Below are 20203 nucleotides of genomic sequence, written 5' to 3'. Positions count from 1 at the left end.
GATTATTGAAGTAATAACGTTATTTTGTGAATTTTTACGTCATAAATGAAACCTTACCAAGATTGTTTCGTAGAGAAGTAAAAGGGAGTGAAAGAATTGAAAAAATATTTTGTATTTATCTTAAGTTTTGTTCTGTTGTATGTAGTCGCTCAGATTTTATCAGGGTTCTTCCTGACAGCTCTTTATACTCCTGAATTATCTTCCATGAATAATAGCTTCAGTCAGGAAGTTACATTTGGAAATACTTCATTCATTCCGTTGTTGATAACTTTATTGATTGCGACACTTTCCTACTCATTATCTCAACTATTCTTCAAAACAATTAAAAAGTAACTTAATCTGGTGACTACAAGTAAAAAAATGAAACAACCGAGATTGATGTTAGGAGCCTTGTGACATAAGTATTTCAGCCAGTGATAAACCCGAACTATTAGGCGATACTTTGATGTATCTTTCACCTACTAGTTCGGGTCTTTATTTTTTCCCTTCAATTAATTTGTTGGTTTTGCATAACTATTTTTATAACCTAGTGGAATGGAGCGGAAGGCACTCGACTCCTGCGGGAGTAGCGGGACAGGTGAGACCCCGCAGGCGAAGCCGAGGAGGCTCACCGCCCGCCCCGCGGAAAGCGAGTGCCTGAAGCGCAATGGAACAACCCTGTTTTTCCAACTTAACTGGTTAATAAGTATGAAAGAAACTGAAAACAGTATTATATTTAATCGGCAGACTAATTTAGAGATTATTCGGCTTTGAGACTGGTGTAATAGGTTTTGTTCCAGCCTCTTTTGTTTGAATAAATGGTTTCTAAAATAAAGAAGGAACTGTAAAATAAACTAAATGTAAAGTTTATTTTACGTAAAGTAAACTTTACTATATAATCTTGTTAAATAGGTGGTGAGGATATGAAAAATAAAATGAGTGAATACAGAAAGAAATTCGGTTATTCCCAAGACTCATTAGCTGAAAAGTTAGGGGTATCCAGGCAAACCATTATTTCTATTGAAAAGGGTAGATATAACCCCTCTCTGCCATTAGCAATGATCATTGCTGAACTATTTAAAACAAATGTAGAAAACATTTTTATCTTGGAGGAAACAGATTATAAATAATTTGTTATAAAACAAGGAGGTTCAAAATGGTATCTCAAAAGAGTTTTTTCATTGCAGGTTTACTCATTTCATTTATTTTTATTGTTAGATTTGTCCTTTTCTTTATGACAACCTCTGTTTCGATCATTGAACTCATCAATTGGGGTTCACTAGCCTATATGACATTTGCAATTAGTCACCTTTATCCACAATTTAAGCATAAAGATGAGCGAATAGATGCGATTAGACAGAAGGGTATGTATTACTCCATCTTTATTGTTTTGGTTATGTTAATCGTCTTAATGCTTATGATTCAATTAAACTTGCTGGCATTAAGCTCTTTAGAAATCGTTAGAGTCTTAATTTCAGTTATAATAGTTTCAATCTGGACGAATTGGATCATCCTGTCAAAGAGGATGTAGTCGGGTGAATTCAAGGTAGATGATAAAAAACGGGCCTAGAGATTAATTTCTCCAAGCCCGTTTTTACTTAATAATTAGAATAGGGTTCTGCCATCTTTACCTAAATAAATCAAACAACAAATCCAAAAACCCTTTTTCTTCTTCTGGTTCTTCTTGAACGGTTTCTTCTTCTTCCATTTCAATGCTTTCCGTCTTAATCACGAACTGTACGGAGTGTACCTTTTCATTTTTAGGAGAGACAAATGAAATGGGGTCAAAATCGGATTTATCATATTCAGCGATCATCTGATTAATTTCTTCCTGCATTTGTTCAGGAAGGTCTTTTGTTTCTTGGTATAACTCATTCGTTCCGTTGTAGAGTTCAGTCATTCCTTCATCAAATCCAGCCGTTCCACGTGCTATTTCCACAATACCTGAGTGTAGGCTACTGTAAGAGGTAGATAATTGGTTAATCCCTTTTGTGTACTCCACCAATCCAGCATGGAAGTCACCATAGTTAGCAGCCAACCCTGCAATTCCTTTTTGTAAATCTTCAATTGCACTTAAATCCATTTCCTTAAGTGAAGTGTTGAGCCCTGTTACGATTGATGTAATGTTGCCACTCATAACCGTAATGGCTTCACTAGATTGTTGCAAGGAAGGACCAACTAAAGAAAAGGCTTCATTTACTTTCGTATAAGTAGCTTTGACAGTTTGTGCGGCTTGATAGGTTGCAAGTAGTTGATCTACAACTGCTGGGTCAGCACCACTAGCTCTTAAGGCAGTGATTTGTTCTTCTGTGAGCTGAACATCCGGAATTCCATTAATAGTCGCATCTAGTGCTTGATAAGCAACCACGTAGTTCTCTTGTAAGGTTGATAACCCATTTGCTGTAGCAGTGAGGCCAGTCGCTAGTTCCGTCAAACCTGCTGGCAATTGAGTCAAACTCGTCAAGTCTAATTCGGCCGTATTCTCAGAAAGGGCAGCATTGATTTGGTTAAGTGCATCACCAATTGATTTGGATCCACCAACTAGTTCAGAAGAGCCACCTCCAGCCTGAGCAATTCCATTATGATATTGTACAGAACCTTTTCGAATCTCCGCGGCCCCGCCATTTAATTGGGACATTCCATCTTCTAATTCGGCAACACCATCATTTAATTCCTTAATCGCATCCGATAATTGGGACATGTCTTCTGTCATGCTATCCATTTCCGACGTATCAATTGGGAGAGTAGATGGTAGGGCTGCAATTTGAATTCCATCAAACTCAAACTCTGTGACATCTGCCTCGACGGTAAGAGATTTTTCCTCTGCAGGCATCACCGTAAACGTGATTTGCTTATCTTTTCCTGCATTAGCAATAACCCCGTCCGTCGTATCTAAATTCTCATACGTATTTGGGAGTAAGAGCGAAACTTGAAGCAGGTAGTTTTCAAAGAAAACAACATCTCCATTTTCATTAGCACTTGTTTCGATCTTGATCTCGAGATGTCCTGATTTACCAGCAAGCTCTTCTGGGTCCACTTCTTTACCGTCTAATAAGTAGGTAACCGTGATATCCCATGGTAGTTCAGTATCAGTTTCCATGTTTCCTTGATAATAAAACTTACCATCTTGAGCATCAATGTTAACGACCTGACCGTCTTGTGTGATTTCTGTTAAATCAGTTAAATTTTTGACGCTGCTATAGTCACCATAATCAATAATCATTCCTGGCTGCGATACATCTAATGTATTGACGACATAGATATCATTCAGGTTTCCAAGAGCGTTAAGTGTTGCATATACCACTTCATCCTTCGAAATAAGCTTTCCTTGAATAGCTTCAGCTTTTACAACGTTTGAATTTGTTGCATTCACAAGAAATGAAGGCAAGATGATTGTACAAGCCATTGCAACTGTAAGTAACTGTTTTTTTCTCATCATCATTTCTCCTCGTAATAATTTGCTTTATATGTCGTTTTTTTAATCAGCTTATCAAATACAAACAGCATAGCTGGTAGGAGGGTTATAACCAGGATAAAGGCTAGTAATGCCCCTCGACCTAGCAGTAAACCAATAGCTGAAACGATTGGATTGGAAGACGTAATCCATAAAATAAATCCTACACTCGATAAAATCGCAGCTGATATCGATATCGAGAATGTTTTTTCATCCAATGTTTTCACAATCGCTTTAAAAGCAGGCATTTCCCTACGATGGTGCTGATATGCTTCTGTTAAAAGGATGGCATAATCGACCGTTGCCGCTAGCTGAACTGTACTGATAATGAGATAACCAACAAAGACTAACGGTGTTTCCGTAAAATAAGGAATCGATAAATTTATCCAGACAGCTGCTTGAATCGTGATCAGTAACACAAGCGGAATGGTTAGCGATTTGAAGGTTACCAGTAGAACGATCGCAATTGTAATGATCGTAATCGCGTTAACCACGACATTATCTTTAGCTACCGTATTTTTAATGTCGTACAACGTAACACTTTCTCCAAGACTCAGTGCTTCATCCCCATAATAGCTAGCAGCCGTATCCTGAACCGTTTGGACAATCGCAAAAGGAATGTCTCCCTCCGTACCTTTACTTGTGTTGATGACGACTCGGCTGTAGTTGTCAGAATAGAATTCATTCGTAATCGACTCATCTAAATACTCAGTTGGAATCACTGACCCAACCATATTCGTATAAGCAATCACACTTGTCACATGATTAAGATCTTCTAAATCCCGAACTAGCTCAAGCTCTTTAGCTACATCACCTCTTGGAACTAACAGAACAATGGGTGTCGCTTCACCAAATTCCTCTTTAATTTTGATGAAATCACTTCCGGCACGTGATGTTTCCGGTAATTCTCCGAGACCATACGTAAAAGCTGTATTACTTTGTGCAAGAAATGCTGGAACAAGAATCGCAAACACAATGAGTAAGCTCGGAATTCTGAGTTTAAGCATAAACTTCCCGATTCCTTCAAAGCTTGGGACAAAGTTTTTGTGCTGTGTTTTATCCATCCATTTATAAAACCATAACGTTAAAGCAGGTAAGAAAATCATAACGCTAATAAAACTTAACACAATCCCTTTTACTAAATTGATTCCAAGGTCAGAACCAATTTTAAACTCCATAAAGGTAAGAGCAATAAATCCAAAGAAGGTTGTTGCTGCACTAGCAGTTATCGCTGGGAAAGATTTTTTCATCGCGAGCTGCATCGCTTCTTCTGGACTATTGGTTGTCTTCCGATATTCATGGAAGCTATGTAGTAGAAACACGGCATAGTCGAGTGAAACGGCTAGTTGTAAGATCGGAGCAACTGATTGTGTTACAAAGGATACTTCTCCAATAAAGATATTAGTTCCCAGGTTAATTAATACAGAGACTCCAATTGCTGTTAGGAAAAGAATAGGCTCCACCCATGAAGTCGTTGAAATGACTAATATAAAGATAATGATGGGGACTAAAAGAATCGCTGCATACATGGATTCATTCCCAGCCATTTTTTGGGAGCTGGCTGTATTAATCGCTTCACCAGCAATTGCACCATTTTCACCGATTAGTTCATAAATGGTATCAGTAATTCTTACCTCTTCCCCCGATTCAACACTTATCGAAAACAGGGCATTCCCATTTTTGTAGTAGGTTTCGACCGTTTCTTGATCGGCCATTTCTAGCGGTGTCTTTACATCGACAACATCATCTAACCAAATAATGTCCGATACACCTTCAATGGCTGCAATCTCTTCTTTCAAGGTGAGTGCTTCCTGTAAGGATACGTCGGGAATCATCACCCTCGTGTTTGGCACAGCGGCGGTGAATTCCTTTTCCATTACTTCCAATGCTTGCGTAGATTCAGCGTCATCAGGCAAATAGTCAACCATATTATAGTTGACCGACACAGAAAATTGAGCGATTGCTGAGAGTATCGTAAATAGAGCAAAAGCAATGACTACGGCTTTTTTATGTTTTATGATCTGAGCTGATAGATTGTTCATAATTCACCCTCTCTTGAGTCTTTCGAGTAATCTAGCTTCAGCGCCTTGCGCCTTCTGTTTTTTCACTTTATTATTATATCGACACGGTGTTGGGTATACAACAAACAGTTATGTATCATCCGTTTAGTTTCCAACACATTAGAATGATGTGTTGGGTAATTTGAAAAATTGTCACAAAAGTACAAGAAGGGATGGTTCCACTTTGAGTTCGAAAATAGACAGAAGAAAAAAATATACCCAGATGGTTTTAAAGGATAGTTTAATCCAATTACTGAAAGATAAACCAATTTCAAGCATTACGATTAAAGAAATTTGTGAAGTGGCTGATATTAATCGTTCTACGTTTTATTCTCATTACTCCAATCAGTACGATCTTCTATACTCCATTGAGGACGAGTTAATCGAGGACATGGTCACTACCCTAACTCAGTACAATTTCTCAAAGGAAGAAGATTCGTTGAAGATGACAGAAAAAGTCCTAGAGTATATAGCGGTTAAAAGTGACCTTTGCCAGATACTCCTAAGTGAGAATAGTGATACCCACTTTGAGAAAAAGGGGATGATGATCATGAAGGAACACATATACAAAAACTGGATAACAAATATACATGCGGATGAGGATACGTTTGATTATATAAGTCTATTTATTGTAAGTGGAAGTATTTATGTCATCAAGAAATGGCTAGAAAATGGACTAAACAAATCGCCCAAGGAGATGGCTGGGATTATTAACGATATTTCGAATAAAGGCTTATCAGGAATATGATAATGAAAAATATACCTATTGAAGTAACTGGACGAAAGTATGAAGGGGTATAGTTACTAATTCGTAATGAATTAGGAGTAAATTATTGGTAAAATGGTTCATGGGAGTTATTGTAAATTAATAGAAACCTTTTATCAATTGATTCGTAGAACAATAGTGGGAAATAAGCCAGTCGAAGGGAGAATATAATGAGTCATTTTGCTATTAAACTAACAAGCTTGTCTAAATCATATAGAAATCATGATGCTGTAAAAAGTTTGAATTTAGAAGTGAAAAAAGGGGAATTGTTCGGTTTTCTTGGTCCAAATGGTGCGGGGAAAACAACGACCATTAAGATGATGACCGGATTATTGGAGCCAACTAGCGGAGCAGCTGAAATTTACGGTACAGATATTTGGCAACATCCAATCGAGGCAAAACGGAAAATTGCCTATGTTCCAGATCAACCTAATCTTTATCCGAAATTAACGGGTTGGGATTACCTCAATTTTATTGCCTCTGTGTTTCGTATTCCAAAGGAACAGTATGAAGCAAGAGCAGAAGAATTGTTGGAGGTTTTTAATCTAACTGCTCAGGCAAACGATTTAATTGAAAGCTACTCACATGGGATGAAGCAAAAAATTGCAATATGTGGTGCACTTGTTCATGAGCCGGATGTATTGTTTTTGGATGAACCAACAGTAGGTCTTGATCCAAAGAGTGCGCGAAACTTGAAAAACCTGTTACGAAAACTTTGCGATGATGGAATGACGGCATTTGTTTCAACACATATTCTAGAAATTGCTGAACAAATGTGTGATCGGGTTGGAATCATTTTGGATGGAAAAATCATCGCACTTGGAACAATGGATGAGTTAAGAGAAAGTAAAGGAAATGAAAATCAAAGCTTAGAAGATATATTCTTAGAGTTAACGGGTGGAGAGGACCAACAAGCTGTAATTAATGAAATATCTGGTGATGGAAGATGATGAAAGTCCTCTTAGCCAACCAATGGAGAATTTATGTCAACACATTGAAATCACAGCCTTCACGTAATTACATAGGCTATTTTTTCATGCTCATTATTTTAGGGATATTCTTAGCCTTGATTTCTACTAGTGTACTAGAAATTGGAAGCTCGATTACCGAACCACTTTTTGCTGGGATTGCATCCTATGGATTTTTAATGATGATCGGATTTATCCTTTTGTTAGGACTCCCGCAGGTTTTTAAGAACTTATATTCTGCTACTGATTTACAATTATTATTTACGATGCCAATCCCAACAAGGCATATATTTTGGCTGAAATATTTACAAAGTTTCTTTGGGGTTCCATTGTTAATGTTCATTTTATTTATCGTTCCAGTGTTTATGTACGGAATCATTTGGGATGTGCATGTACTATTTTATCCTGTGGTCGTTCTTGTTTTACTATCAGTAATCATAATCGGAATGTCATTTGCTTATTTATTTAATCTTATTCTCATTCAAATTGTACCGGCAAGTAGAGCAAATGAATTTATGACGGTGATGAGCGTTTTATCTGGTGTGTTTGTTTATTTATTATTCATGTTACCGAACACGGTCAACGATGAGCCACTAACTGATCTACTGTTAAAAGGCCTGCCATTATTTCCAGATTGGGTGCCAGTGGCATGGGCAAGTCATGCAATTGTAGAATCAATGAGTGGGTCACTTCAATTTGCCTTACCGTTGCTGATGATCATCTCCCTTGCAATTGTATTGATGTTAGTGACATCAACTCTTGTTGAACGCGGCTTCCGAACAGGCTGGGTTAGACTAAGCGAAGGAAGCGGGAAAAGAAAGAAGAAATCGAGAACGAACTCACAGAAATCTGGATTACGTCATCCAGTAATTGCCCTTGGTGTAAAAGAGTGGTACGCCATCAAACGTGATCTACGCGAGTGGTTAGTTTTTATGCCATTAATTTTCTTCTTTGTGTTTGGGGCATTTGGTTTTCTATCGAGTGGAGGAGAACTTAGTGATTTACAAGGACCAAGTGAAGTAACATGGGTGATTGCTCAAGGAATCTTCCTGTTTATCTATTCAATGTTCAATGGGAGCGTCGCTAGCGCAACTGTTGCTAGGGAAGGAAACTCCTTATGGATCCTACAAATGCTACCACTAACTGGAAAAGACATTGCAGTTGGGAAACTATGGATTAGTTGGTTGATTCCGTTCTTAGTGTTAACCGTGATTGAAATTGTGATTGGCTTATTCTTGCAATGGACGTTTCTTCAGTTCATTGGAGGTATTATCATGAAGGCAGTCATTACTGCTGGTATTAGCGGGTTAGGGCTATGGATTGGAACGATTGGTGCAAAGTATAATCCTGCCAATCCACAAAATAGACTTACATTTAGTTCTGGTTTCATTTTAGTTATCGTTTCGTATGTATATGTGCTTCTTGCGTTTATCCCTTATGTATTATTACTTGTTCCTACTGACGCAATCAGTTTTGTACAGGAAATTAGTAGGGAATCAGGAGGGTTTATAGGGTTTGTAGCAGGTTTAGTGGCAACGATGCTTTCGTGGAAGGCTGCAAGTCCTGTCGCAGTATGGATCTCAGGAATTCTGCTAATGGTAATTTTCTCATTAGGGGTTACCTTCCTAACGACAAAGGCAAGTGCTCGACGATTTGATAAGGGGATTAAAATTGAAATGGTGCAAGGGAGTCGTTCATCTTTAGGTGGAGGCAAAGCAGGTGGATTTTTTAGAGGATAATGGATTGTTTAAAAAAGAGGACTCTTGAGTTTAATAGTCAATACAAAAAAGCTGCTTTCGCAGCTTTTTTTGTTCAGTTTACTGTTGTCTGAAATAGTTACCTTGCCCAAACTGATTACCGCTATATTGCTGTCCACCTTGAGCTGATTGTTGGTTTTGTTGTCTTACATGTTGCGTATCTGTTCCTGCATATCCAGAGTGGAATCCAGTTTGTGGACCCCCGACGAAGCCTCCACTTTGGAACTGACCGCTGAACGGTTGTTGGTTAGTGAATTGTTGTTGTCCGCCATTTGTAGGACCATATTGGTAAGACTGTTGATTTTGTTGTCTTACGTGTTGTGCATCAGTCCCTGCAAAGCCTGGTTGGAATCCAGTTTGAGGGCCAGTAGTAAATTGACCACCTTGGAACTGATTGTTGTATGGTTGTTGGCTATAGAAAGGCTGTTGTTGTCCACCTTGAGCTGATTGTTGGTTTTGTTGTCTAACATGTTGTGCATCGGTTCCCGCAAACCCTTGGTGGAACACAGCCTGAGGACCACCAAACTGACCACCTTGGAACTGATTCCCTTGTGGTTGTTGGTTGTAGAATGATGGCTGTTGGCCTCCATTAGGACCATACTGGAAAGACTGTTGGTTTTGTTGTCTTACATGTTGTGCATCTGTTCCAGAAAAGTTGTTTGAAAATGTGCCGTTAGAACCATAACCTTGGTTAAAGTTATTCATTATTTGTTACCTCCCCAAATTTAAGTTGATGAAGCAACTATAGTTTCTCTTAATTACAAGCTCATCATGCCTCATTTATTTTTCTAATTTACTTATAAAATCAGAGCTTTTAGACACATTCTCTCCATTGCAAGAGAGTGTATAGTAGCCATTCATTTAGGGGAGATTTAATTTGTTCGTTGTCTTAACCTGTTCACTAAAAAGGGAAGAGCACTCTCTTCCTTTTACATATGTAATCCTAAACGTAAGTAAGAAGCCGGGGAAGGCTTCTTACTTTTTCAAAAATCTTGATAGTAATGGGCTAAATTGATTATATAATTGTCTCATTTGTTTAGCTGTACCGTTAATTCTATTAAAGTCAATCTTACCATCAGCATCTTGGATGAGCGATAATAGGTTCTGCTTTTTCTGGGGGGATGGAAGTTGTTGCGGTCTTCTTGGAGGATAAGGTCCTCTTCTACCTGGATACAAGATAAAAACCTCCTTTCCTTCATTCTATTATTAGGGAAAAATAAGATGAGGAGAACAAGAACATTTGAGGCTATTACTACTTTTTATTGATCATTTTAGAGATAGTAGCTGGATCAATTTGTTGCTTTTTCTTAACAAGCGTATCTACTATCTTTTCCTCAAGCTCCTTTGGAACCTTTTTACCCGCCATCTGGGAAAGCTGTTGAACCAGGCCTCTAATGGTTTTTTCATCCTGAAGGTTAGCTCCGTTTAAGGACTGTGCGACCTTCATAATATCCTGCATTTTAACACCGGTCTTTTTTTCTACTCCTTTAAACATATCACTCATATAAATCCCTCCTTTCAACCTTTTCTATAGCATATGTGTGGGATTGAAAAGGGTATGGACATTCATTTTAAATAGTAGGTTCGTCTAATTAAAGGAAAGAAATATTTCACAGAAGGCAGGGGGTGTTTATCATTTTACTGTAGGAAATGAGGATAATGGTCTGTTCACTTAAAATGGAAAATACAAAGGTGAGGAAATATAAAAAAGCCCCTACAAAGTAGGGACTGCATTTATGATCTATTAATCTATTAAGCCCAGCTAGCTCCAACGATGATTAATAAGATGAATAGAACCACGATTAAAGTGAATGAGCTACCTGCACCATAACCTCCTGTTACAGGAGCGGTATATCCAAATCCGTGACCTCCGCAACCTAAACCAGTACCAAACATGAAAACTCCTCCTTTTTTAGTGTTGAGTTAGTATCCAACGTAAGCTGATCCGACAATGATTAATAAAATAAATAATACGACAATCAACGCGAATCCAGCACCATATCCTGTTACTGCACTCATCTTAACACCTCCAAAGTGATGCATTCGATATATCCTATGTAGCGCCCTTTGATTCGAGTGGGTAGATGCCTAAAAATTAGAAATTTGGGTATTAGCTGATTTTTTATTAGGAGGATGATCACCTAAGGCAAAAGAAAGGTTGCTGTTGTAAAGTAGCAACACTTTTCACATAGGCAGAGAGATATTCCTCCAAGAACGGCAAAAGGAGAGCGATTGCTCTCCTTTTACATAATTCTATCGTTTATTTTCTAAAAAATGGTCCGAAACTCTTTTTAACTCTTCTATATAACGCAATTGATCAGCCGTAATAATTGGAATATTAGAGGTTGGAAGTTTATCCAAGGCTAATGGTTCCAATAATAGTTGGAAATTCTGGAGAAAGGTGAGGTATTCGTTGAGTGCCTTGAAGTATGTCTCCCGTGAATGCTTCAGGTTCTCGATGAGAGGAATTAACTGATTTTCTTTAAATGTTGGGAGGACATGTTGCTCCCAATCTTTTACGATCGACCTTACTTCCTTCGATCTTCTATAAGAATCCAGTTCTATTATATCCCCATCATTTACCACCTCCCTGTCCTTATTCTGTTATATTCAAAAACAACAAAAAAGGAAGGGTGTTCATCCATTTGTCATTAAAAAGGGCATAAAAGAATGACCGGAATGGGACAAATTCACAACCAAGTTTTCTTATTGAACATAGGATATACGGAACAGAAAAGGATAAAGGAGTGATAATTATGCCATGCTTTCCAGGTTACCGATATTGTGGACCGGGATGTAGTGGACCAGGGGCTCCTGTTAATCGCTTAGATGCGATTTGTCGTGAACACGATCTCTGTTATCAAAGAACCGGCTCAAGAAGAATTTGTGATGATATTTTTTTAAACCGGATTCGACCACTTACAGATCAGCGTTCACAAATGGCAAGGGATGCAAGAGTGATGTACAGATTAATGAATTTAAACCGTTCGTTTTAGATAAGACTGCTTCATACAATAAGCGCCCCTACTAAAATAAGTAGGGGTGAGATTATTCAATGTCTTCTGTAATGAGTTGACCGGTAAAACTCTATCGTTATTATGTCCATATGTTTAGAAAACTTGTCTATATTTAAGAAAAGGCTCTTCTTTAAAGCTTTAACCAATAGAAAAACAAAATGTGATAGAATAAATACTTATTAGGTTAATTTCCATCATTTTGTATATGCAGGGATTTTGGTACTCAAGGAGGGCGAAAATTGGGGAACGAACAGACTAATAAGCGCTTTAAATTGTTTGTGGTTCTGACTTTATTGGTTAGTATCATTATCAATATTAACTTACTATCCAAAGTGGGGCAGTTAGAGAACGAAGTCTATCTTTTATCTCAAAATCAACATAACATACTTAGTAACGTAAGCAATCAGTCAAATCAAGTGCAACGTACATTGGATGAGTTTATTAATGAACAGAGCTGGATTAGTTCCTTTAAAATGGATATAAATCATGTAGAAGCTAACCAATCAGAATTGGCTATTCAGTGGCAGGTAAAGGAGCTTCAAAGTGAGTCAGAAGTATTATTTAATTATGTGTACGGAGAAAAAGAAGAGAATTATAAAGTGCTACCAGCAGAGGAAATTCAACAAGGACTATTCCAAGTAAAAATACCTGTAGAATTTGATATAGAACCACAATGGGAAGTGGGGATGATTTCTAATTCGGATATGGATAACCAATCTAAAATGGAAGAAGAAGCTAAGAAGGTTGAAGAGTATAATAAACATACACTCAAGTACTTTGTTTCTGTATCCAATCAAGACATGGTAAAAAGCAGTGAAATTCTTACTGAACACATAGGTTACTTTGGAGCGAGCCTTTATGGACTCATCCATGCTGATCTTCATCTTGGTAATAATCATGCCGATATCACTTTGATTAATGATAATATCGATTCCTCTATTTTCTTAGAAGAAGTGTATCTGTTAAAGTATGAAGGGGATCAACTAATTCAAGAAGAAGAATTAGAATTAGATGACCAGTCTCATCCACCTCATGTACGATTCTTCCAAATAACCCAGGTCGAGCAGGTTGATGATATGCGACTAGTACTGAAAGTTTTGTATAGTAACGGAGAAACCTTTGAAAAAGAAGTATATTAAACAAGCAGGGAGTGGCCTCAATAAGGACCACTCCCTTTTATGATTAATGAAATTTCACGATTTTTTCTAAATCAAAACGGTGATGAGGGAAACCTTCCATATCTGCAACCCCAAATGGTACCATGGCAGCAATTCTCGTTTGTTCAGGTACACCTAATATCTCTTTTACCTTATGTTGGTCAAAGCCAAGCATCGGTACACTTGAGTATCCTAATCCTTGTAAGGTGACAAGAAGGAATCCTAACGCAATATTCGTTTGGGTTAATCCCCATTGAGCTCGATCCTCAGAACTCATTCCGTTAAACAATCCAGAGAGATTAGCTACTTCCTCTTGTCTTCGTTCAGGACTCAACCCAGGATGAACGGTTTGTTCTAAATTCTCAAGGACATCCTCCATATCGCTAACAACGAGGACGACGGCAGGAGCGGAAGTAACCTGTTGTTGGCCATAAGCCGCTTCCTTCAGCCTTTCTTTTAGCTCGGAATCGGTAGCAATATGAAAACGCCATGGCTGTAGATTCCAAGCACTTGGAGCTAAACGGACCAATTCAAAGATCTGATGGATCTGTTCTTTTGAAATCGGCTCTTGCTTGAACTTCCTGATACTATGACGTTCTTCAATTGCTTCCTTCACAGACAGAGTCTCTTGTGCCGTTGTAGTTGCCAAGGTTAACCTCTCCTTTAAAATCGTGAATTGTAGAAAGATCTACGAGGATTAGTATGCACGTTGAACAGCTATTGAATAGTTGTTAAAGTTTAGAAACAGTCAAAACTAAAGGAATACTAAATAACAAAATGGAAACTTTAAATACTACGAGAGAAAAGTGCTTGGTTGTAAAGGTAATTGCAAAATAAAAATAGCTGAGCTAGCCAGTCATAACTCAAAGTTGGCCATCTTATAAAAACAAAGAGGAGAGGGAAATCGTCAACAGTGATTTCCCTTTTTTAGTTGGAAATTTTTACATTTTAAGAAACCTTTTGCCTGGTTAAACCGTAGAAGTATATAGGAGTGATTTTTCAAGAGGAAGGGTTAACACAGTTCAATCATCCCATTACTTAAAGTTAGTAAAGAATTGTTTCAATTGTAAGGTGGTGTTAAGCATGAGGCTAGTAGTTGATTTATTATTTTTAGTCATCATTAGTTATTACGCTTATAAGTTTATTGAAGTCTTAATTCGTTTAAAAAAAGAGATTTTATTGCCTACGACAGAAGAGGAGATTTCGGTAATCAGAATTTATCCTCAAAAAACAGTTAAGCTACCGTCCTACTCTAGTCAAAAAGTAGGAATCATCGTTTATTCAATTATGCTTCTATATGTAATAGGCATGTTCACAGCAGGTAGTTATTTCAATCAGTTTGAATGGACCATATATTTATTGGTTCTTTTGCCCTTGACATACTCAGGAGATTTGTTGAATTTGTTCGCCTTTACAAGAGACGGGTTACTAAAGGGAAGTCGGTTTATTCCTTGGAGGAAAATTAAATCCTATTCATTTGCTGACATGGATTACAATAGTAACTTTTATGGTTTTTCAAAAGAGGCTGACAAAGGATATGAATTAAAAATTCAGACTAGATATCGAGTTATTAGATGTGTAGTCACGACTGAAGAAATGAAGGATAGAATAGATCAGCTGTTAGCGCAGCATGTTTCAAGTACATTTCATAAGGGATGATGTTATGGATAGAAGAATAAACGAACTAATCAATCTAACTAGAGAGAAGTTTAACTTACATGATTATTACCTAAACTCCTATCACTTCTTTCGCAACATCAATATCTTCGGTAAAACGATTTATACACTAAGTATGGAGTGGTTTCCTAGTCACATCACAGATTGGAAAGATGAAGATTCCAATCCTAAAGGGACGGCATGTATTGATGTGGATGTGAAGAGCCTTGCGTTTCATCATGTGATTTTTGTTGGTAATCAATCCTTTGCCGAACAGTTCCCATTAAATCATTTAAACAAGGACCAAATCATTACGTGGATTGAAAATGAGATGGGCTTAATTTATGGGGAGCAATTTCAACTAGTGAAGGAAGAAGAAGGAGCAATTCATTTTAAAGAATGCATTAAGGGAATAGCGGTCTCTCCTTCAGGCTTCATTGAAATAAAGTTTAATGAAGAAGGAAAGCTTACTTTATTCTCGTTCCAAGGGCAATTTCCGTCAAAAGAGCAAATACAGGTAGAGGCTTATACTCTATCTCTTGACCAAATAGAGGATGTAGCAAAAGAACAAGTTACGTTACTGGAGCTTCCTTTAGATGCAGAAGAGCGATTGATTCCAGCTTTTGCAATAGAAGAGATTTATATTAGAAATGATAGAACATCAACGATTCCTTATGAGTTCATTGTTGATGAAAAATCTCGCTTAACGATCAATCGATTATTGAAATGGGAAGCCCCTAATCAACTACCATTCCAAAGAACAATACTTTCATTATTGGAAGAAATCAAGGCGGAACAAGCTTTTACAGGTGAGCCACATCCAGATCTAAAACCCATCACTGAACATGAGGTGGAGAAGTGTATCGATGCTGTTTTGTATTTTTTGCGACAACAGTATTCAAACGATAATGAAAAATGGGTACTAAATACTTTACATCGAGATAGAGGATATATCATTGCTACATTAAAGACCACCAATCAAAGTCATCGTGTGTTTCAGAGGAAACTAAAAACCTTCATAGATGCCCAAAAGTATGAAGTGGTGAATTATATGGATAATGAGATGATGTTGGAGAGGTATGAGGGATACGAAGAGGCTGAAGAAATTACGCTAACAAAAGAAATAGCTTATGAAAAACTAAAACCATTGTTGGAGTTAAAGCCTTACTATGTTTATGATTTTAAACAACAGCGCTATCTTTTATGTGGGAAGTTGGACTGTCAGTATGCTGTCAATGGATCAAATGGAGAAGTAATTGCGTTAGATGATATATAGATTATATTGTTATTCTAGTTGGGGGGAGAACTTATGTCCTATTCATGGGAACGACCGAAGCTAAACATTCCAAAAACGAGAAGTGAGTGGGTGTGGGATTTTATAGGTTTTGTAAGCTTTTTTGGTTCGATTATTCTTTTAATCGCAATTTGGAACCAGCTTCCGGAACAAGTGCCGGGGCATTATAATGCGGCAGGGGAAGTTGATCGTTGGGGAGCGAAATATGAACTATTAATCCTACCAGGAGTAGGAGTCTTTATGACTCTTTTCATGCAAATATTTGAAAAGTTGCCTGAAACCCACAATTATCCTAAACGTTTCAATGAATCAAATGCAGCACAGTTCTATTTACAAAGTAGAAAAGTTTTAAATCAGGTTAAAAATATTTGCCTTATCTTGTTTTCTATCATCTTATTGGAATCTGTTTCGGTTGCATTAGGATGGGGATTAGGGCTGAGTAAATACTTTCTAGCGTTTACCTTTATTGGAACAGGAATACCCATTGTGATAGGGATCTTAAAGTTCCGAAAGATTAAATAGAAGGCTGTTATCGTAAAGATTGTTGCATTGAGTAAAAATCCCAAAAGCCGAATTTTCACCTTAGTATCAAGATGTTACTATACAAAAAGAGCCATAGAAAGAGTGAATCTTAACTAGAAGATTCACTCTCATTAGACAATATCAAATATATTTCCAATTAATCTTCCAAGTCCTCGAACAATCCAAAAGATGATTCTAAACGGTAAGAAAAGTAGTTCGGGAACCCAAAGCAGTGTGTCTAGCACGAAGTCGCCAGCCGTATATTCACGAGGGTCTTTGTGACCCCGTCTTCTTCTTCTCGCTTCCTTCTTTTTGTTCCACCAATTTTTCATGTAAAACCCCTCACTTTTAAAGATACCCCTATTTACTAATACTATTCGGTGAAAGCAAGGTCCATAACAATGGAGAACAAAAACCTGTTATTACTAATCATCCGTTAACAAATAGCTTTTCAGTTAAAAGAGGCTTGATACTTTGGCGAATTGCTTTTACATAGGATTTAATATCAATCATATGTGGTTCTTGAAATCCGTAGGCAAAAAGTTTCTTTGTTTCAATAAATCTAGCATCTGTCTCATTTGTTCCCATTACAACCGATATAAGTCTAGTATCTCCTTGTTTGGCAGTTCCAGAAAAGCAGTAGCCTGCTTCATCTGTAAATCCGGTCTTTAATCCATCCACTCCTTTAAACCAAAGCGATTGATTGTTAGTATGTAGCATCCTATTTGTTGTATGAACGGGAGAGCCATTATAATCTAAGATATAGACAGGGAGCTTTGCTGTTTCAAGAACTTCTGGATAGTCTTGGATCAGGTGAGCAGCCAATATGGCTACATCCTTTGCAGTCATGATGGATTCCTTATTTAGTTGGTTTTGCAGTCCTGTTGAATTGACAAAAACACTTTGTTCAGATAAACCTAATTTTTGAGCTTGTTCGTTCATCAACTTCGTAAAACCTTCTTCACTTCCAGCAATCCTCTCAGCTAGGGCAACGGCTGCATTATTAGCAGAACCAATAACCATCGAACTATATAAATCCTTCACCGATACTTTTGTTCCAGGTTCAACTTCAATTTTAACCCCTTGACTTTGTGCCGTTTGTTCGGTGATTGTAATTTGATCATCCCATTGAAGTCTGCCTTCACTAATCTCTTTCAACACAATATACTCAGTCATTAATTTAGTCATACTTGCTGCAGGTAAAGGCGTGTCTGTATTTGCACCTGCAAGGATCGCTTGAGTTTCGGCATCTATTAATATATAGGACTTTGCAAATATTTCAGGACCCTCAACGTAAAAACTAGAAAAATACATAATGCCGACTGTCACAATCGTAGCGAATAAAATGAATGGAATTTTAAATTTTTTCATGATGCTTTCCTCCAAAATCAAGATTTACACGTAGTATAGACAATAAATCTTAGAATTTTGGAAAGAAAAGGTAAAGAATTTCTAAAGAACGTTAATCTTTCAGCTAATTTTCGGTAGAGTCACGGTGAATACCGTTCGCTCGACGTCACTTTGAACCTGTATAGTTCCTTCATGTAATTCGATAATGCCTTTGGCAATCGCAAGGCCTAGGCCTGAACTTTTGTCACTATCACTTCTTGATTTTTCAGCTCGGTAAAAGCGTTCAAAGATAAACGGAAGATCCAAACTCGAAATTGTAGATCCATAATTCACGACTTCAATCTGAACGTGATGATTGGTTTCCGTTACATAAAGATCAACATATCTGCCATCTGCTCCATATTTAATCGCATTACTTATTAAATTTTCAAACACACTAGCTAGCTGATCACCATCAGCGAAGACGAGTATCTGGTTTTCTGGAATATACAATCTGCATTCCATTTGGGCACTACTTAGCTGTATTCGAAATTGAACAGAAAGCTGAGTGAGTATTTCTGCTATATTTATGGGATTCTTCTTTAACTTCAATCCCCCATTTTGGACGCGTGTATATTCAAATAAGTCATTAATTAATTGATGCAACCGTTTCGTTTTTTCATAGGCAATCTGGACGTAGTATTTCAGCTCAGTCTCATCCTTATATCGATCATGCTCAATTAGCCCTAAGTAACCAATCATGCTTGTTAAAGGGGTACGTAGATCGTGGGAAACATTTGTGATTAAATCTTTTTTGGCTTGTTCAGCCAATCGTTCCTCTTCCATTGCGTTTTGGAGTTTATCAACTATTAGATTAACATTCTTTGCAATAGCGGAAAGATCGGCTTGGGTGGGAGCCATCAGTTTGTGATGAAAATTTCCATCGGCAATGATTACGATATCCTCTAATAGAGATTCAACCGCCCGCCTATACAATATCCCTTGTTCACGTTGATAGTAAAGGAAACTATATAAAATGAAAAAGCCAATATTTAATAGAAGGTATAAAAATGGGCCATACGTCCGCTGCAAATCCATAAATTTATAAGGCCCTACTAAATTTCTTATTTCATGGTAGAGTCCATTTAATGTAACAGAGCTAAGTACCATGTGCATTCCCACTTGTACAGTATAATGAGAGGTAATAAGTGTAAGAAGCAAAATCAGGAAACCGAAAAAAATAAGCCTCCATTTGGAAATGGTTTGGATGGTTTTGAAAAAGCTATTTTTCGATTTTATATCCGACACCCCAAACTGTATGAATGATTTGATCCCCTTCAGCTGCTTCTTCTAACTTATCTCGTAAATTACTAATGTGTACCATGACAGTTTTATTAGCCCCTGTCCCGTCTTGTTTCCAAATGCTTTCAAATATCTCTTCTGAACTAAAGACCCTTCCTTTATGACTAGCAAGTAGATAAAGAATATCGAATTCAATTGATGTTAATTTAATTTTGTATCCGTCTACTTGAACAGAGTGAGTACTTTTACTAATTTCAACAGAACCCACATAAATGACCTCTTCAGCTTTTTGCTCAACGGTCTGTACCATATTTGCTCTACGTAATAATGCTTTTACTCGTACTGTTAGTTCCAGTGGATTAAAGGGCTTGATCAAATAATCATCAGCACCTGTCATAATTCCAATGATTTTATCCATATCCTCGGTCTTGGCACTCACCATTAGAATGGGAAGATTATTAGTTTTTCTAATCTTCCTACACACCTCTAGACCATCCATTTTGGGCATCATCACATCTAGAATAACTAAATCAATCTGAATTTTTTCTAATAGAGTGAGGGCCTGCTCTCCATCATAGGCATGAAAGGTATGATAACCCTCATTTTTTAAGTAGATTTCTATAAGTTCGACGATTTTTTGATCGTCATCAACGATTAACATGTTTTTAGGTTGTATCATCAGTATTCTGATTCCTCACTATCCAAGTATTTCCAAACTATATGAAACCCTAATTAATTCTCTATTTGAAGTGAAATGTCCTTTTTATCTCAGTCTGAATTTTGGATTCTTGAGGAGACATTTATAAAAGTCATAATGAGTAACTAAGGTAAACAAGGGGATCGTTGTTCATACAAATAGAACCCTTGCAAATGCAAGAGCTCTAACATATTTATTTCATCAATTCATACACGAAGAAAAAATGTCTCAAATATGTTTCTAGA

The 20203-nt window shown here is 37.3% G+C and carries 24 protein-coding genes; 11 read left to right on the top strand and 13 right to left on the bottom strand.

Features of this window, described 5'->3' with window-relative positions; all coding sequences use genetic code 11:
• Positions 1-96: 96 nt before the first annotated feature.
• The 3 genes from M1D60_RS18520 (at position 97) to M1D60_RS18510 (ending at position 1510) form a co-directional block, all read left to right on the top strand.
• Positions 97-333: a hypothetical protein gene (locus tag M1D60_RS18520; protein ID WP_456276308.1), complete on the top strand. Its 237-nt coding sequence runs from the start codon at positions 97-99 to the stop codon at positions 331-333.
• A 569-nt stretch (positions 334-902) separates the two neighbouring features.
• Positions 903-1109, top strand: a complete 207-nt coding sequence (locus M1D60_RS18515; RefSeq protein WP_456276307.1) for a helix-turn-helix transcriptional regulator — start codon at positions 903-905, stop codon at positions 1107-1109.
• Positions 1110-1135: 26 nt separating this feature from the next.
• Complete coding sequence (locus M1D60_RS18510) at positions 1136-1510, top strand: hypothetical protein (protein WP_456276306.1); 375 nt, start codon at positions 1136-1138, stop codon at positions 1508-1510.
• A gap of 96 nt (positions 1511-1606) precedes the next feature.
• On the opposite strand, the gene M1D60_RS18505 is transcribed toward M1D60_RS18510, so the two are convergent.
• A complete protein-coding gene (locus M1D60_RS18505; protein WP_456276305.1) occupies positions 1607-3421 on the bottom strand; it encodes a YhgE/Pip domain-containing protein in 1815 nt (604 codons plus the stop codon).
• Positions 3418-5475, bottom strand: a complete 2058-nt coding sequence (locus M1D60_RS18500) for an efflux RND transporter permease subunit (RefSeq protein WP_456276304.1) — start codon at positions 5473-5475, stop codon at positions 3418-3420. Before M1D60_RS18500 ends, M1D60_RS18505 begins: the two co-directional genes overlap by 4 nt.
• Positions 5476-5677: 202 nt before the next feature.
• Between M1D60_RS18500 and M1D60_RS18495 the strand changes: the two genes are divergently transcribed.
• From M1D60_RS18495 to M1D60_RS18485, 3 genes are all read left to right on the top strand, one after another.
• The gene (locus M1D60_RS18495; RefSeq protein WP_456276303.1) at positions 5678-6241 is read left to right on the top strand and encodes a TetR/AcrR family transcriptional regulator; all 564 of its coding nucleotides are present in this window, start codon (positions 5678-5680) and stop codon (positions 6239-6241) included.
• Positions 6242-6429: 188 nt separating this feature from the next.
• Entirely contained in the window at positions 6430-7209 is a 780-nt protein-coding gene (locus M1D60_RS18490; RefSeq protein WP_456276302.1) for an ABC transporter ATP-binding protein, read from the top strand.
• Complete coding sequence (locus M1D60_RS18485) at positions 7206-8966, top strand: putative ABC transporter permease subunit (RefSeq protein ID WP_456276301.1); 1761 nt, start codon at positions 7206-7208, stop codon at positions 8964-8966. The genes M1D60_RS18490 and M1D60_RS18485 overlap by 4 nt, the downstream gene beginning before the upstream one ends.
• A 78-nt stretch (positions 8967-9044) precedes the next feature.
• Here the strand turns inward: M1D60_RS18485 and M1D60_RS18480 are convergent, their stop codons facing one another.
• The 6 genes from M1D60_RS18480 to M1D60_RS18455 all read right to left on the bottom strand — a co-directional run bounded on the left by M1D60_RS18480 (position 9045) and on the right by M1D60_RS18455 (position 11570).
• A complete protein-coding gene (locus tag M1D60_RS18480) occupies positions 9045-9689 on the bottom strand; it encodes a hypothetical protein (protein ID WP_456276300.1) in 645 nt (214 codons plus the stop codon).
• A 270-nt stretch (positions 9690-9959) separates the two neighbouring features.
• A complete protein-coding gene (locus tag M1D60_RS18475) occupies positions 9960-10160 on the bottom strand; it encodes a YppG family protein (RefSeq protein ID WP_456276299.1) in 201 nt (66 codons plus the stop codon).
• A 76-nt stretch (positions 10161-10236) separates the two neighbouring features.
• Complete coding sequence (locus M1D60_RS18470) at positions 10237-10488, bottom strand: stage VI sporulation protein F (protein ID WP_456276298.1); 252 nt, start codon at positions 10486-10488, stop codon at positions 10237-10239.
• 248 nt (positions 10489-10736) lie between these two features.
• Entirely contained in the window at positions 10737-10880 is a 144-nt protein-coding gene (locus tag M1D60_RS18465; RefSeq protein WP_456276297.1) for a YjcZ family sporulation protein, read from the bottom strand.
• 27 nt (positions 10881-10907) lie between these two features.
• Positions 10908-11027, bottom strand: a complete 120-nt coding sequence (locus tag M1D60_RS18460) for a YjcZ family sporulation protein (RefSeq protein ID WP_456276296.1) — start codon at positions 11025-11027, stop codon at positions 10908-10910.
• A gap of 210 nt (positions 11028-11237) precedes the next feature.
• Entirely contained in the window at positions 11238-11570 is a 333-nt protein-coding gene (locus M1D60_RS18455; protein WP_456276295.1) for a hypothetical protein, read from the bottom strand.
• 170 nt (positions 11571-11740) lie between these two features.
• Between M1D60_RS18455 and M1D60_RS18450 the strand changes: the two genes are divergently transcribed.
• Positions 11741-11980 (top strand): Parvovirus coat protein VP1-like protein, encoded by a 240-nt coding sequence (locus M1D60_RS18450; protein ID WP_456276294.1) that lies wholly within the window; start codon positions 11741-11743, stop codon positions 11978-11980.
• A gap of 260 nt (positions 11981-12240) precedes the next feature.
• A complete protein-coding gene (locus M1D60_RS18445; RefSeq protein ID WP_456276293.1) occupies positions 12241-13140 on the top strand; it encodes a hypothetical protein in 900 nt (299 codons plus the stop codon).
• 43 nt (positions 13141-13183) lie between these two features.
• On the opposite strand, the gene M1D60_RS18440 is transcribed toward M1D60_RS18445, so the two are convergent.
• The gene (locus tag M1D60_RS18440) at positions 13184-13807 is read right to left on the bottom strand and encodes a nitroreductase family protein (RefSeq protein WP_456276292.1); all 624 of its coding nucleotides are present in this window, start codon (positions 13805-13807) and stop codon (positions 13184-13186) included.
• 434 nt (positions 13808-14241) lie between these two features.
• Here M1D60_RS18440 and M1D60_RS18435 point away from each other — a divergent pair, with 434 nt between their 5' ends.
• From M1D60_RS18435 to M1D60_RS18425, 3 genes are read left to right on the top strand one after another with little or no spacing between them, the layout of a single operon-like run.
• Positions 14242-14817: a hypothetical protein gene (locus tag M1D60_RS18435; protein ID WP_456276291.1), complete on the top strand. Its 576-nt coding sequence runs from the start codon at positions 14242-14244 to the stop codon at positions 14815-14817.
• A gap of 4 nt (positions 14818-14821) precedes the next feature.
• Positions 14822-16090, top strand: coding sequence for a hypothetical protein (locus tag M1D60_RS18430; protein ID WP_456276290.1), 1269 nt, complete (start codon positions 14822-14824; stop codon positions 16088-16090).
• 33 nt (positions 16091-16123) lie between these two features.
• Positions 16124-16630 carry a DUF1648 domain-containing protein gene (locus M1D60_RS18425; RefSeq protein ID WP_456276289.1) on the top strand — a complete coding sequence of 169 codons (507 nt, stop codon included), beginning with the start codon at positions 16124-16126 and terminating at the stop codon, positions 16628-16630.
• A 131-nt stretch (positions 16631-16761) separates the two neighbouring features.
• On the opposite strand, the gene M1D60_RS18420 is transcribed toward M1D60_RS18425, so the two are convergent.
• From M1D60_RS18420 to M1D60_RS18405, 4 genes are all read right to left on the bottom strand, one after another.
• A complete protein-coding gene (locus M1D60_RS18420) occupies positions 16762-16962 on the bottom strand; it encodes a hypothetical protein (protein ID WP_456276288.1) in 201 nt (66 codons plus the stop codon).
• Between the two features lie 97 nt (positions 16963-17059).
• Positions 17060-18001, bottom strand: a complete 942-nt coding sequence (locus M1D60_RS18415) for a D-alanyl-D-alanine carboxypeptidase family protein (RefSeq protein WP_456276287.1) — start codon at positions 17999-18001, stop codon at positions 17060-17062.
• Between the two features lie 99 nt (positions 18002-18100).
• Positions 18101-19129: a sensor histidine kinase gene (locus M1D60_RS18410; RefSeq protein ID WP_456276286.1), complete on the bottom strand. Its 1029-nt coding sequence runs from the start codon at positions 19127-19129 to the stop codon at positions 18101-18103.
• Between the two features lie 112 nt (positions 19130-19241).
• The gene (locus tag M1D60_RS18405) at positions 19242-19940 is read right to left on the bottom strand and encodes a response regulator transcription factor (RefSeq protein ID WP_456276285.1); all 699 of its coding nucleotides are present in this window, start codon (positions 19938-19940) and stop codon (positions 19242-19244) included.
• Between the last annotated feature and the right edge of the window lie 263 nt (positions 19941-20203).

Source organism: Bacillus sp. AK128, assembly GCF_053903075.1.
Note: the sequence above shows the minus strand (reverse complement) of the source record. Positions and strands in the feature narration are given on the sequence as shown.